At 56.6% G+C, this 12,644-nt stretch carries 12 protein-coding genes; 3 read left to right on the top strand and 9 right to left on the bottom strand.

Translation table 11 applies throughout. The annotated features are described in order from the left end of the window. Nucleotides 1–72: 72 nt before the first annotated feature. The 4 genes from JT31_RS12860 to JT31_RS12845 form a co-directional block, all read right to left on the bottom strand. Nucleotides 73–786 carry an RES family NAD+ phosphorylase gene (locus JT31_RS12860; RefSeq protein WP_038477637.1) on the bottom strand — a complete coding sequence of 238 codons (714 nt, stop codon included), beginning with the start codon at nt 784–786 and terminating at the stop codon, nt 73–75. Further along, the gene (locus JT31_RS23520) at nt 773–1,579 is read right to left on the bottom strand and encodes a hypothetical protein (protein ID WP_052048996.1); all 807 of its coding nucleotides are present in this window, start codon (nt 1,577–1,579) and stop codon (nt 773–775) included. The genes JT31_RS12860 and JT31_RS23520 overlap by 14 nt, the downstream gene beginning before the upstream one ends. A 161-nt stretch (nt 1,580–1,740) precedes the next feature. After that, entirely contained in the window at nt 1,741–3,063 is a 1,323-nt protein-coding gene (locus tag JT31_RS12850; protein WP_038477635.1) for a 6-phospho-alpha-glucosidase, read from the bottom strand. After that, the gene (locus JT31_RS12845; protein WP_038477632.1) at nt 3,060–4,682 is read right to left on the bottom strand and encodes an alpha-glucoside-specific PTS transporter subunit IIBC; all 1,623 of its coding nucleotides are present in this window, start codon (nt 4,680–4,682) and stop codon (nt 3,060–3,062) included. The genes JT31_RS12850 and JT31_RS12845 overlap by 4 nt, the downstream gene beginning before the upstream one ends. A gap of 225 nt (nt 4,683–4,907) precedes the next feature. Here JT31_RS12845 and JT31_RS12840 point away from each other — a divergent pair, with 225 nt between their 5' ends. Further along, nucleotides 4,908–5,651, top strand: coding sequence for a GntR family transcriptional regulator (locus JT31_RS12840; protein ID WP_038477629.1), 744 nt, complete (start codon nt 4,908–4,910; stop codon nt 5,649–5,651). Here JT31_RS12840 and JT31_RS12835 read toward each other — a convergent pair. The 3 genes from JT31_RS12835 to ibpA form a co-directional block, all read right to left on the bottom strand. Beyond that, the gene (locus JT31_RS12835) at nt 5,646–7,304 is read right to left on the bottom strand and encodes a putative transporter (RefSeq protein WP_038477626.1); all 1,659 of its coding nucleotides are present in this window, start codon (nt 7,302–7,304) and stop codon (nt 5,646–5,648) included. The genes JT31_RS12840 and JT31_RS12835 overlap by 6 nt on opposite strands. 280 nt (nt 7,305–7,584) lie before the next feature. Next, nucleotides 7,585–8,013, bottom strand: a complete 429-nt coding sequence (gene ibpB, locus JT31_RS12830; protein WP_038477623.1) for a small heat shock chaperone IbpB — start codon at nt 8,011–8,013, stop codon at nt 7,585–7,587. Between the two features lie 115 nt (nt 8,014–8,128). Further along, nucleotides 8,129–8,542: a small heat shock chaperone IbpA gene (gene ibpA / locus JT31_RS12825; RefSeq protein WP_038477620.1), complete on the bottom strand. Its 414-nt coding sequence runs from the start codon at nt 8,540–8,542 to the stop codon at nt 8,129–8,131. A 314-nt stretch (nt 8,543–8,856) separates the two neighbouring features. Between ibpA and JT31_RS12820 the strand changes: the two genes are divergently transcribed. Further along, nucleotides 8,857–9,189, top strand: coding sequence for a YceK/YidQ family lipoprotein (locus JT31_RS12820; protein WP_081948186.1), 333 nt, complete (start codon nt 8,857–8,859; stop codon nt 9,187–9,189). A gap of 5 nt (nt 9,190–9,194) precedes the next feature. Here the strand turns inward: JT31_RS12820 and JT31_RS12815 are convergent, their stop codons facing one another. Further along, a complete protein-coding gene (locus tag JT31_RS12815) occupies nt 9,195–10,460 on the bottom strand; it encodes a DUF3748 domain-containing protein (RefSeq protein ID WP_038483080.1) in 1,266 nt (421 codons plus the stop codon). A 45-nt stretch (nt 10,461–10,505) separates the two neighbouring features. Continuing rightward, a complete protein-coding gene (locus JT31_RS12810; RefSeq protein ID WP_038477614.1) occupies nt 10,506–11,369 on the bottom strand; it encodes a LysR substrate-binding domain-containing protein in 864 nt (287 codons plus the stop codon). Between the two features lie 130 nt (nt 11,370–11,499). Here JT31_RS12810 and JT31_RS12805 point away from each other — a divergent pair, with 130 nt between their 5' ends. Then, a complete protein-coding gene (locus JT31_RS12805) occupies nt 11,500–12,621 on the top strand; it encodes an agmatine deiminase family protein (protein WP_038477612.1) in 1,122 nt (373 codons plus the stop codon). Nucleotides 12,622–12,644: the final 23 nt, after the last annotated feature.

Raw genomic sequence — 12,644 nt, 5'->3', positions numbered from 1 at the left:
CCGTTTGCGGGGAGTGAGGATTGCAATAAAAAATGAATGGTGATGCCGAGTGTGAAGGATTGCCAAAGCGGACTACTCGTCGCTGAGCACAATGCCAAGCCTGACCGCCATCTTCACAATCTCTTCAACCACTTCTGGCGCTGAAAATATCCCGCAGGCTTCACGCTGAAACGCCAAATCCTCAGGACCAGCTCTGTCACCGTAAAAAAGGAAAGCACTGCTGTCATCATGCTGTCGGGACTTCCAGACCATGCCGTCAAACGTGGGATTTTGATAATGAATCGCGCACGCCCAGCGCTGCGTTTGCGGGTACACCAGACGATCGCTTAAAAGAAATAACTGCTTTGATAACCGCATCCGGTAGAGGTCTGCCGTTTTAAGCGTCACCAGCGTCAGGTCTCGCTTAAGCACCAGTTGACTCATTCCCCAGTGCCGCCACGGCCTGATGGATAAAAACCCCCGCCGCTCGCCGCCAATCAGGTCGTGAAAAAGCGTTTCTGCCAGCGCCCCTGCCATGCTGTCTGCCGCATACAGGCTCGGAACCAGCCGCCCCTGCGAATCTTTAAAGGGGCTGAATCTCGCACCGTAATCGTTGCCGGTTAGCTCGCGCCCAGGATTAAAACTGTTTCCAGGCCAGGTCATAGCATGACAGCGATAAAGGATCTTTCCCGCCGGTAAAGTTTCTTTAAAAATCGGGATCGCGTCCCCCGGCTCAGGGAGTTCAGGGGCAAGCAGCACAGGCTCACCAAAAGGGGCTCTCGTTTTGGCCTCATCACTCGGCGCCATCCTGCAGCCTCCTGACCTCATATTCAGCAGCCTGGAGCACGTTCGCCGGATAAGTGGACACCATTTCGGCAGGCGTTTTTCCTGCAAGCAGGCCGTTAGAGGTAGCAAACCATTCGGCCAGCCCCCAGGCCGTTTTGTGCTCAGCGAAGGTGTCCAGAATCGCTTTCATCACCGGCAGAGGACGGTAGTTTTCATCAAGGCCATAGCGCGGATAGACGTTCCCAACGCCGTGTTTAATCACTGAGAAAATTTTTCCGGCCGCCTTCCAGCGCGTTGGCTGAGCCGAGACATTCTTTGTCGAGTAACCGCCCAGCATGGCGATTTCATGCGTGGTCAGCCAGCCTTCGTCCGTTAATCGCTCCCTGGCCTGCACCAGTCGCGCCTGGTTGATAACCCCGCGCTGTTGAGCCAGTGAGGGCGAACCGCTTTGCTTAGGGTAATGTCTTGCCGGGTTCGCACTGTAGCTTGCTGATGGTTCATGGGCGACAAGGGCTCCCTCACCGAAAAGCTTCTCGCCGTAGAGTTCCACCAGCTTTTCATAGCCGTCATTAAGTTCCAGCCCCTGCTGCTGCGCTTGTAGCTCTTCGGTCGCCTGCAGCAGGTGAGTGAGTTGGGTATGCAGTCCTTCCAGCCCGGAAACGCCGCCGCGCAGCGCAAGCTGCAGGGTCAGCCCTGCTTCGCGCTTGCTGTTTTGCTCGCGAACACCTTTTGCTAGCGTGAGTTTTACGCTCTCGCTGTCAAACAGCACCCGGTCTTTTTTCTTCTCAATGCGCCCGATTTGTCTGGATATCATAGCCCCTCCAAAATAACCTTCCTAACCAACCTAACCTTAATAACCCTTACCACTTTATAAGTTTGCATAAAAAATGTCCAGACTGGAGAGCGTTATCTGGAAAGCATCGCCATAAAAAAAGCGCGACGTCTCCGCCGCGCTTCGTAATCACTCAAGAAAACTTATTTTAATTCAGGCCAGTACTCTTTGTTCGCCTCAACCAGGTCGTCCAGGATAGCTTTGGCGACGGACGCGCTCGGCACGGTTTTCGACAGGGTGATCGCCTGCCACAGTTTCTGGTAAGAGCGGTGCTCCCAGGCATCCACCACCAGTTTTTCCACCGCAACCTGCTGGCTCATCAATCCTTTCTGGAACTGAGGGATGTTTCCCACCACCAGCGGTTCCGGCCCGTCTTTGCCGACCAGGCAAGGAATTTCAACCATCGCTTCCGGGTCGAAGTTATTGATGGCCCCGTTGTTCGGCACAATCAGCAGCATTCGCTCCTGGGTGTTAAAAGCAATCGCCGTCGCAAGGTCAACGATGTAGGAGGCGTGTTCATCAATTTCCAGCTCGCCTGCGGAGGATTTCCCCGCGCTGATAATGGCGTTGCAGGAGCCAAATACGTGTTTCTCACGGTGATCCATCACCTCATTCGCCCTGGTACGCTGCGGGTTGGAATGCTGCACCACGTAGTCAGGATAGAGATAGTATTTCAGGTAGGTGTTCGGCAGCGTATCGGGGTCGAGCGCCCAGACATCCTTCGCTTTGGCAAAGGTGTCGTTCCAGCTGGCTTCTGTACCGTGCTCGTCCGTTGGCGGCACGTAACCATGTTTAGCGACATGTTCGCGAATTTTCGGCATCAAATCGTTGCCGTCTTTATCTTCAACGTGGGTCCACCAGCCAAAGTGATTCAGCCCGTAGTAACGCACCTTCATCTCTTTGCGGTCCTTCAGGCCCACAATCTGCGCCATGCGGCTTTCAATGCCGATAGGCATATCGCAGATATTGAGGATTTTTGAATTCGGGCGCAGGCGACGGGTCGCTTCCGCCACGATAGCCGCCGGGTTGGAGTAGTTGAGCATCCAGGCGTTTGGCGAATATTTTTCCATGTAATCCACCAGCTCCAGCACGCCGCCGATTGAGCGCATGCCGTAGGCTATCCCGCCCGGGCCACAGGTTTCCTGCCCGAGCACGCCGTGGCGCAGCGGAATTTTCTCGTCTTTTTCGCGCATTGGATATTTGCCCACGCGAATATGCGCCATCACAAAATCCACGTCGCTGAACGCTTCCTGCGGGTCGGTGGTGTAGCTGAAGTCGATATCCGGCGCCTGCTCTTTCAGGATGATTTTGCAAGCCTCGGCGATGGTCTCCTGACGCGACCCGTCGTTATCATAGAACTTCAGCGCACGCAGCGGGAAGCGGTTCTGGTTAGCCAACAGCATCAGCACGATGCCTGGGGTAAAAGTACTGCCGCCGCCTGCTACAACTACCGAGAATTTTTTCATGATACTGCCTCCGTCATGGATGGATTTTCGTCTGAGACTTGCTGCTTAATAAGGGTTTCAATCTGGTCGCGAATTTGCGGGACATGCAGCCCGACAATCACCTGAATGCCGTTGCCGCTGCGCACCACGCCGTGGGCGCCAAGGGCTTTAAACACTTCGTCGGCTTCGGTCAGCGCCATATCGGCGAGCGTGATACGCAGGCGAGTAGCGCAGTTATTGAGGCTGCCGATGTTCGCCGCGCCGCCAAGCGCCTGCAGGATGCCATAGGCCTGGCCGTGTTTTGCGTCCTGGCTCACCGCCGCACTAGTTTGCTGGCGAGCGGCCTGGTAATCAGCCTTGCTGTAGAGTTTGATTTCGCTGTCTTCCCGGCCTGGCGTTTTCAGGTTGAAGCGCAGGATTAAGGCGCGGAAAACCACGAAGTAGACGCCGGTAAAGGCGATGCCGATGCCTATCTGGGTAAAGACCATCGACGCGTGGTTATGGAACATGGGGATCCAGTTTTGCGGCAGGAACTGGTCAAGCAGGCCGCCGCCCATGTTGCCTACCACGCCCGCCATGTACATCACCGTTGCCATCGAGGCCGCCAGGAAGGCATGCACAGCGAACAGCAGCGGGGAGATAAACAGGAAGGTGAATTCCAGCGGTTCGGTAATGCCGACCAGCATGGCGGTTAGCGTCGCGGGGATTAGCAGCCCGGCAACCTTCACGCGGTTCTGCGGTGAAGCGGTGTAGTAAAGCGCCAGCGCGATGCCCACCGAGCCAAACACCTTCGAGTTGCCGTGCAGGGCAAAGCCGCCTTCCGGGAACAGGGATTTCAGCGAAGCGGTGCTCTGGCTGAACTCCTGCAGATGCTGTGCCCAGTACACCTGAATGCCGCCTTCAACCGCCGCCGGGCCGAAGATGAACGGACCGTAGACAAAGTGGTGCAACCCGGTGGGGATCAGGATGCGCTCAAGGAAGGTGTATACCCAGACGCCAAGCGCCCCGGCACCGCGTAAAAATGCCTGCAGCGATTCGATGCCGAGCTGCACTTTTGGCCAGCCGAGCAGCGTCAGCCAGGCGCAGGGGATCATCACAAGGAAAGCCACAATAACCACGAACGAGCTGCCCTGGAATATCCCCAGGAACACCGGCAGCGGCTTGTCAAAATAGCGGTTGTGAATGGCGGTGACGATGCCTGAGATAACAATTGCCCCGATGATACTGGTATCCAGCGTTTTAATGCCGGCCATCATCGTCAGGCCGCTGCCTGCGGTAGGTTCGAGGCTAAAGTCGACGCCGAAGTAATGCCCCCACGTCATCCCCATCGCGTTGATGAAATAGTTCCAGGTCAGGAAACTAACCAGCACCGCAAGGCAAGCTCGCGCCTGGGCCTGTTTCGCCAGGCCAATAGGCAGGCCGACGGCGAAAATCAGCGGCATATTACGGAACACCGTCCAGCCGCCTTCTTCGATGATATGAACAATTTGAGCAAAAAGGGTGTCAGGTGCGGTGAGCGCCTCCCCAACAAACAGCGGGTTGCGCAGCATGATGGCAAGCCCGACCACGATCCCGGCAAAGGGGAAAAGCAAAACCGGGGTAAACATTGCACCACCAAAGCGTTGTATTTGACTGAGCATTTTTAAATCCTCATGTAACAACTTCATAAAGTAAGAGGCGGCCTTATTTTTTTAATCTGGCCTGAAACTGAGGATATGAGCCTCGGCGCACGCCCGCCGCGTCAGGCGCAGCGATTCGTGATCGTATTCATGGTTTTTATTTGGTCAAAGTTGTCTACTTTTAGTCTTGAAACTAGACAATTGATCGAAATGCAACGGCGAGATAAAGCCTGGAGATGTCCAGAGATGATCTACAAATCCATTGCCGACCGACTGCGACTGCGGCTTAACTCCGCCGACTACACCATCGGCAGCCCGCTGCCCGGTGAGAAAAAACTCGCCGAGGAGTTTGGCGTTTCGAGAATGACCATCCGCAAAGCGGTGGCGCTGCTTATCGGCTGGGGGCTGGTTACACGTCGCCAGGGCAGCGGCACATGGGTCACTAAAAAAGATGTTCACCACGAAACCACCAATCTGACGGGGTTTGTGGAAGTGATGCACAGCCAGGGAAAAGAGGTGCTGAGCGAGGTGCTGGAGTTTAACGTGATGCCAGCGCCACCGGCGATTGCCAGCCTGCTGCGCATTAAAATAGACGAGAAAATTTACTACTCCCGCCGCGTGCGCGCCGTCGGCGGTAAGCCGCTGATGGTGGAAGACAGCTACATGCCGGTAAAGCTCTTCCGTAACCTGTCGCTGGCCCACCTTGAAGGGTCAAAATTCAGCTATATCGAAGACGAATGCCAGATAATCATTAGCGGCAACTATGAAACGCTGACGCCGGTTCTCGCCGACGCCAAAACGGCCAGGCTGCTGAACATCGCGGAGGCGACGCCTATTCTGCGCATCACGTCGCTCTCCTACAGCGATAAAGGCGAGTTTCTTAACTATTCGGTGATGTTCAGAAATGCCAGCGAATACCAGGTGGATTATCACCTACGCAGGGATCATACGAGGGTGCCGCCCGAGCAGCCGGGCGGCGGTGAGCTATAGACCCCAAAACAGCAGCACCAGCAGTTGGGGAGTAATAATGCGCAGGAACATCACCAGCGGGTAAACCGTGGCATAAGAAAGCGCGGCCGCACCGCTGGATGCATGCAGCCCGTTGGCAAAGGCCAGCGCAGGCGGGTCGGTCATCGAGCCCGCCAGCATGCCGCACAGCGTCAGGTAGTTCATCTTCGCCAGCAGGCGAGCAAGCAGGCCGACGGTAATCAGCGGAATAGCCGTGATCAGAATGCCGTAGCCAATCCAGCTTACGCCGTCGCCCGCCAGCAGCGTGTCGATAAAATCCCCGCCGGACTTAAGCCCGACCACCGCCAGAAACAGCACGATGCCCAGCTCACGCAGCGCCAGGTTTGCGCTCGGCGGCATAAACCAGTACAGCTTGCCGATGCTACCAATGCGCCCAAGGATCAGCGCCATAATCAGCGGTCCACCAGCCAGCCCAAGGCGCAACGCGGCCGGGAAACCGGGGATAAACAGCGGAATGGAGCCCAGCAGTACGCCAAGCCCGATGCCGATAAAGACCGGCAGCATTTGTACCTGCTGCAGCTTGTGCTGCGCGTTACCGACTTCTGCGGCCACCGCATCTATCGATTGAGGGCGGCCCACGAGGTTGAGGATGTCGCCAAACTGCAGGCTGGCATTGCTGCTGGCCACCAGCTCCACGCCCGCGCGGTTAAGTCGTGAAATGACGACGTCGTATTTTTGTTTTAGATGCAGATCGCGGATCTTCTTGCCTAAAACCTTCTCATTCGTCACCACCACACGTTCAACCCGCAGATCCGTGCCTCGCGTTGAAAGCGAAGTCTCCACCTCGGTGCCGATCACCAGCAGCGCTTTGTGCAGATCCTTTTCCGCCCCGACCAGGTGCAGCAGGTCGCCGGTCTCAACAAGGGCGCCTGGTGAAGGCACCATCAGCAATTCACCACGCTTGAGGCGGGAACAGATTATCTCGTCACTGTTAAGAATAGGGATGTCCTGAATTGCCAGGCCGTTCAGGTTGGGGTTGGCAACGCAGATATTGATGGTCTGCAGCTGAGCGTGATTTTGCCCGCTGCTGGCTTCAAACTGCTGCGCTTCTTTGTCGACGCTAACGCGAAATGCTATGCGCAGTAGCCACATGGTCATCAGGATGCCGCAAATCCCAAACGGGTACGCCATCGCGTAGCTCATCCCCATGTGGTCAACCAATTGTGCTGGCGTGCCGAGATCGGTGAGGATCTGCTGCCCCGCCCCCAGCGCGGGGGTATTGGTGACTGCACCGGAGAAGATCCCCAGCACCACCGGCAGCGGAACATCAAACAGCTTATAGACCACGGCGGTGACCAGCGCACCCAGCACGACGATCAGAATAGCGAACAGGTTAAGCCGCAGGCCGGAGACGCGGAGCGAAGAGAAGAAGCCGGGCCCAACCTGAATACCGATGGTATAGACAAACAGGATCAGCCCAAATTCCTGAATAAAGTGCAGCATGTCACCGTTCAGGCCAATCCCGGCCTGATTAACAAAGTGGCCGACAATAATCCCGCCAAACAGCACGCCTCCGATACCGAACCCTACGCCACGGATCTTGATATTGCCGATCCACAGGCCCACTACGGCGACCAACGCCAGCATGCTGACGGTTAACGCTATTCCACTCATACTATAATCCCTGTGAATAACATTATTGTTACCAGGGATTCTGGCAGAGCTTCGGGCAGGTTAATGGGGTGGGGAGCACAAAAAAGGCCCCATTTCAGGGGCCTCAGGTTTGCTGGCAAAATTCACTGTACGTTGAAAGGCTGAACACCGATCGAATAAAAACAATGAATACTTTTCTCTGGTTTGCCCCAAACAGCCGAAAACCACGTTTTTCGGCTGTTTGTCATCAAAATTAAGGCCCCATTTTCAGGGGCCTTAATACTTAATAAAAGAATCTTAATTAGCTATTAAGCGCGGGGCGTTCGCTAATGGCGATCCGCTGCGGAGCAATTTCTTCTGGGATTTCGCGTACCAGGTCAATATGCAGCAGGCCGTTGGTGAACGTTGCCCCTGAAACCTGCATATGCTCGGCCAGGGTGAAGCTCAGGCTAAACGGCTGAGTCACCAGGCCCTGATGCAGCCAGTTGACCTCTTTTTCCGGTTTAACCGGGGTGCCCTTCACGCTCAGGCGGGTGCCTTCCAGCTCGATATCGAGATCTTCCTGGCGGAAACCGGCCAGCGCCAATGTGATGCGATAATGGTTATCGTCGCTCTTTTCGATGTTATACGGCGGGAAGCTCTGGCTTTCGCTGCTGGACTGGAGCGCGTTCGCTAACTTGTCAAAACCGATCCATTGACGCAGCAGTGGGGATAAATCGTAGTTACGCATAGTGTTTTCTCCTTCTTTGAAGCAAGAAATTACCCTGCCCGCATGCGAACGGGCATGATTGGCTCCCTGACGGCAAGCCAGCTGATGACGGGCCGCGATGTGCGACCCGATAAAATTAGTTAATTTCGATGCGGCGAGGCTTCATCGATTCTGGAATTTCACGCTCCAGCTCGATGTACAGCAGGCCGTTAACCAGGCTTGCACCACGTACGTGGATGTTTTCTGCAAGCTGGAATTTGCGTTCGAAGTTACGCTCAGCAATACCCTGATAGAGATAGGTACGCTCTTGCTGCTCGTCTGCGTGCGCGCCTTTAACAATCAGCAGATTGTCCTGGGCGGTGATATCCAGTTCGCTTTCGGCGAAACCGGCGACGGCAATAGCAATGCGATAGTGGTTTTCATCCACTAATTCAACGTTGTACGGAGGGTAGCCGCCGTTGCTTTGGCTCTGGTTGCTTTCCAGCAGGTTAAACAGGCGGTCAAAACCGATGGCGGAACGGTAGAGCGGAGAAAGATCGAAGTTACGCATATCAAATAGCTCCTGAAATCAGCGAGTAAGATGTAAAAGCCTTCCCTTTGGACAGGCCATGAACCTGAGCACCCAATCGGCGTACTCGTTTTGGTTACCTTACTAAAATGTGGCCCGCTTAAAATTTTTCAAGGCGTCTTACGGCAAATTTTTTGCGTCTGGCGATTTCCTTACATAGACTGGCAAACAGCATAAAAGGTTAAAAATATGCGATAGCCGCCGCAGAGCGGAACGACGGGCATTTTTAAACCACTGGCGGGTGTTATAACTCCGCAGGTGCTGGTACTCCGCCAGCCATTGAAGATGACAGCAAAATGATAATGAGAAACTGGTTTTCAACTCTGGTGCTTAGCAGCGGGCTGTTCTTACTCACAGGCTGCTCCAGTATGATGTCGCACAGCGGGGGCAAAGAAGGTGTCTATCCGGGCACCCGTGCAAGCGCGGCAACGCTTGGCGACGACGAAACAAGCTGGGCCATCAAGCCCCTGGTTGCGCTGGATCTGCCGTTTACCGCCGTGCTGGATACGGTGCTGTTGCCGTGGGATATGTTCCGGAAGGATAACTCGGTGAGATCGCGTGTTGAAGCCAGCGAGAAACAGAATCTGGCCACTAATTCCGTTATCCCACCGGCAGAACTTCCTCATTAAGCGGCTTAAAGCCCGGTTTCCGCGCTCCATAGCTGGCGGAAACCGTCGATCTCCTGCATCCAGGCGACCTGCTTGCCGTCCGGAGAAAAGACGATAGCATCGCCGGAAGGCGCTTCCCCTTCCGCTGCACCTAATGTCGTAATCGCTCCGCTTTGCGCGTCACACAGTACCACGCGTCCCTGCTGCACAAACCCCAGAACCTTCCCTGAAGGATGCCAGTTAAAGGCCGACTGCACGCCGTGTTCGCCGTGGGTGACCTGCCGTGGCTCGCCGCCGTTCGGGGAAAGCGTCCAGAGCTGTACCACGCCGCTGTCGTCCCGCATCAGGAAGGCAAGCTGGCTGCCGTCCGGGCTGCTGCGCACCCAATGACGAGGCTGATTCACCAGGCCCGGATAGCGGCGCTCGTGGGTAAAGGTCAGCCTGCGCTGCATCACGCCTTTTGGCGGCGCCGGCAGCGTGCTTTCAGTGCCGCACAGCGGTTCGCTTCCGGCGAGCTGATAAGCCTGCGCTTCATCAGGTAGATCCACGATAAACAGCTCAGGCACTTTTTCGCCGCTTGCGGACCGGGTATCGCCGATAAACGCCAGCGCCCAGCGCTGGAGGCTGCCGTCTGGCTTGCGATAACCATGCTCACCGACCCAGCCTTCTTCGTAGGCGCGGTTAATCTCATCGCTGCCGGGCTGCGGCTGCGGCGTTGTGCGACTCACCAGCACGCAATAATGGCTGCCGTCATATTCACGCGGGTGCTGCCTGGGTGGCGTTACGGGCCCAAAAGGCAACGCAATGCCGACGTTGCGCAGATCTAAACGCTCATCAAGCTCGTGCATCACGTGGTCGTTGTAGGTAAAGCTCAGGCGGCTGCCGTCCGGGCTCCAGACGTGAACGTGGCTGCCGCCGCGCAGTGCGCCAGGGGTATAAGGCGAGGTAATGTCCATCGCATCAAGATTGCTGGCCTCGCCCTTGTTCACAACCACGCCACGGCGGTGATGGAAGTCATAATGCCAGTCGGCATCCGGGTTTTCCGGGCCGTGGATAAAGACGTAACGCTCCGGCTGTTGCGGATTCACGGTCACCACGCCAACGTGGGCCCCTTCAGGCGCGCGATAGACCACTTCGACATCGCCGTTCAGGATATTGACTCGCTCGATGGTTGCACCGGTAAAAGAGGCGCCCGATGGCCGCACGTCGAAGGCCAGCCACTGGCTGTCCGGCGTCCAGGTGTTAACGTTGGTAAGCTGATGATGACGCGGTGCGAAGGTGAGTTGTTTTATCACGGTTTTGCCCTGAAGCGCTGAGTACGCTTCAGGGTAAAAGAATTAGTCCGGCCTTTCCACTTTGCCCCGCAGCCACGTGCAAAACTGGCGGGTTAGCGGGTCATTTTCGCTGTCACGATGGATAAGCCACGCCCAGTCTGCGCCGCGCACGGTTTGCTCCACCAGCGGGATGAGCTGCTCGTTTGCCCTTTTTCTTTCCGCCAGCAGCTGGCTAACAAGCGCGATACCCAGCCCGTCTGCGGCCGCATCCAGCAACAATCCTGGGTCAGAGAAGTTCAGCCCCTGACTTTGCTGGCCGACGTCCGCACCTCCGGCCACGCTCCAGTGCTCCCAGCTCATCTCACGCTCGCCGTGAAGCGTTGTCCGCAGCTCTTCCGGCACCTTCAGCACATTGGGGTGACAGGCCGGATAAAGTCTATCCTTGTACAACACCTCGAAAATACATTCCGCCTGCTGGCTGACGTCGTCCCGGATAGCCACGTCGATAGTTTCGCCGGCCATATCCGGCGGGTCAAAGCTGGTAAACAGCCACAAATCCGTTTCCGGGTGCTGGCGGTTAAAGTCCGCCAGATTGGGCAGCAGCCAGTGCCTGGCGAAGGCTGGCGTAGTGTTCACGATAAGCTGGTTCGGCTTGCGGTACTGATCGAGGCGGCGGATACCCACGGCCAGCTGTTGCAGCATAACCTGCGCGGTGCTGTAGAGATCCTGCCCGGCGTCCGTCAGGCTGACGCTGCGCCCGCTGCGAAAGAACAGCGGCTGTTCCAGATAAGCCTCCAGGCTGCGGATCTGCTGGCTGATGGCCGACTGGGTGAGATGCAGTTCAGACGCAGCCTGGTGAAAGCTTCCCAGGCGCGCGGCGGCTTCAAACCCGCGCAGGGCATTTAACGGTGGCCAGTGTTTTAACATTTCGATAAGCCAGGCTAATCAGATGTCCGCTAAATATATCGTTGGAAGCCGAATTCAGCCAGTGGTGAAATATCTACCTGCAACACTGAGCAGAATTTCTTACGTTAAAACAGCTATACGGGAGTCCGGTATGTCAACACGTCGTGAATTTATTAAATGTGCCTCCGTGCTGGCCGGGATGGGCATGGCGGGCTCTCTGGGGCTGCCGTTATCCGCCTTCGCGGCGGCGAACGCTGGCTGGCGCATGCCGGACGAAGGGGAACAGCAGCAGCGGGCGTTTATCGCGTTTGGCGCTCAGCGAGCCATCTGGAAAGATTTTACCCCCGGCGTGCAGGATGCCCTGGGCCGCATCGCGCACGCTATCGCCGGTTACCAGCCGCTGACAGTTTTTTGCCGCGAACACGAACGCGAGCTGGCGGAGGAAAAATGCGGCAGCCACAACGTGACCTACGTGGTGACCGGGCTGGACGACATCTGGATGCGGGATACCGGCGCGTGCTTTGTCACTTCGCCAGAAGGAAAGCTCGGCGCGGTGGGCTTCAACTTCAACGGCTGGGGCAATAAACAGCGGCACAGCAAGGACACTTTGCTGGCGGCGTTTATGGCAGAAAAATACGGTGCGACGCCGTTTATCCGCAGCGCCCTGGTGGGCGAAGGCGGTGGGATTGAGGTGGACGGACACGGGACCGGCATCATGACCGAAAGCAGCTGGGTCAACGGCAACCGCAATCCGGGCTGGAGCCGCGATCGGGTCGAGCAGGAGCTGAAAACGCAGCTCGGCCTGAGAAAGATCATCTGGCTGCCGGGGATTAAAGGGAAAGATATCACCGACGCCCACGTCGATTTTTACGCCCGTTTTGTTGAGCCAGGCGTGGTGATCGCCAACCTGGATCCCGACCCGGATTCCTGGGACCACAAGGTGACCCAGGCACATCTGGAGATCCTCAGGCAGGCAACCGACGCCGATGGCCGCAGGCTACAGGTTCACAGCGTCACGCCGCCGCAGGAGCCGCGTGAAAGCCGCTTCAGCGAAGAGAACCCGGATTTTGCCGCCGGGTACATCAACTACTTCGTGATCAACGGCGCAATTATCGCCCCGGAGTTTGGCGATGAAGAAACGGATGAGGCGGCGTTTCGCCTGCTGTCGACGCTTTACCCTGGCCGGGAGGTCGTGCAGCTGAACATCGACGCGATTGCCGCCGGAGGCGGGGGCATTCACTGCGTCACTAATCAGTTACCCTCAGTGAAATAACAAAAGGGAGCGCACCCGGCGCT

The organism is Cedecea neteri (genome assembly GCF_000757825.1).
Classification (GTDB): domain Bacteria; phylum Pseudomonadota; class Gammaproteobacteria; order Enterobacterales; family Enterobacteriaceae; genus Cedecea; species Cedecea selenatireducens.
This window is presented reverse-complemented; position numbering and strand designations above follow the sequence as displayed.

Coding starts and splice junctions, on each gene's coding strand:
- JT31_RS12810 (WP_038477614.1), bottom strand. CDS start 11,369: ATGTTAAAACACTGGCCACCGTTAAATGCCCTGCGCGGGTTTGAAGCC.
- ibpB (WP_038477623.1), bottom strand. CDS start 8,013: ATGCGTAACTACGATTTATCCCCACTGCTGCGTCAATGGATCGGTTTT.
- JT31_RS12805 (WP_038477612.1), top strand. CDS start 11,500: ATGTCAACACGTCGTGAATTTATTAAATGTGCCTCCGTGCTGGCCGGG.
- JT31_RS12850 (WP_038477635.1), bottom strand. CDS start 3,063: ATGAAAAAATTCTCGGTAGTTGTAGCAGGCGGCGGCAGTACTTTTACC.
- ibpA (WP_038477620.1), bottom strand. CDS start 8,542: ATGCGTAACTTCGATCTTTCTCCGCTCTACCGTTCCGCCATCGGTTTT.
- JT31_RS12835 (WP_038477626.1), bottom strand. CDS start 7,304: ATGAGTGGAATAGCGTTAACCGTCAGCATGCTGGCGTTGGTCGCCGTA.
- JT31_RS12860 (WP_038477637.1), bottom strand. CDS start 786: ATGGCGCCGAGTGATGAGGCCAAAACGAGAGCCCCTTTTGGTGAGCCT.
- JT31_RS12845 (WP_038477632.1), bottom strand. CDS start 4,682: ATGCTCAGTCAAATACAACGCTTTGGTGGTGCAATGTTTACCCCGGTT.
- JT31_RS12840 (WP_038477629.1), top strand. CDS start 4,908: ATGATCTACAAATCCATTGCCGACCGACTGCGACTGCGGCTTAACTCC.
- JT31_RS12820 (WP_081948186.1), top strand. CDS start 8,857: ATGATAATGAGAAACTGGTTTTCAACTCTGGTGCTTAGCAGCGGGCTG.
- JT31_RS23520 (WP_052048996.1), bottom strand. CDS start 1,579: ATGATATCCAGACAAATCGGGCGCATTGAGAAGAAAAAAGACCGGGTG.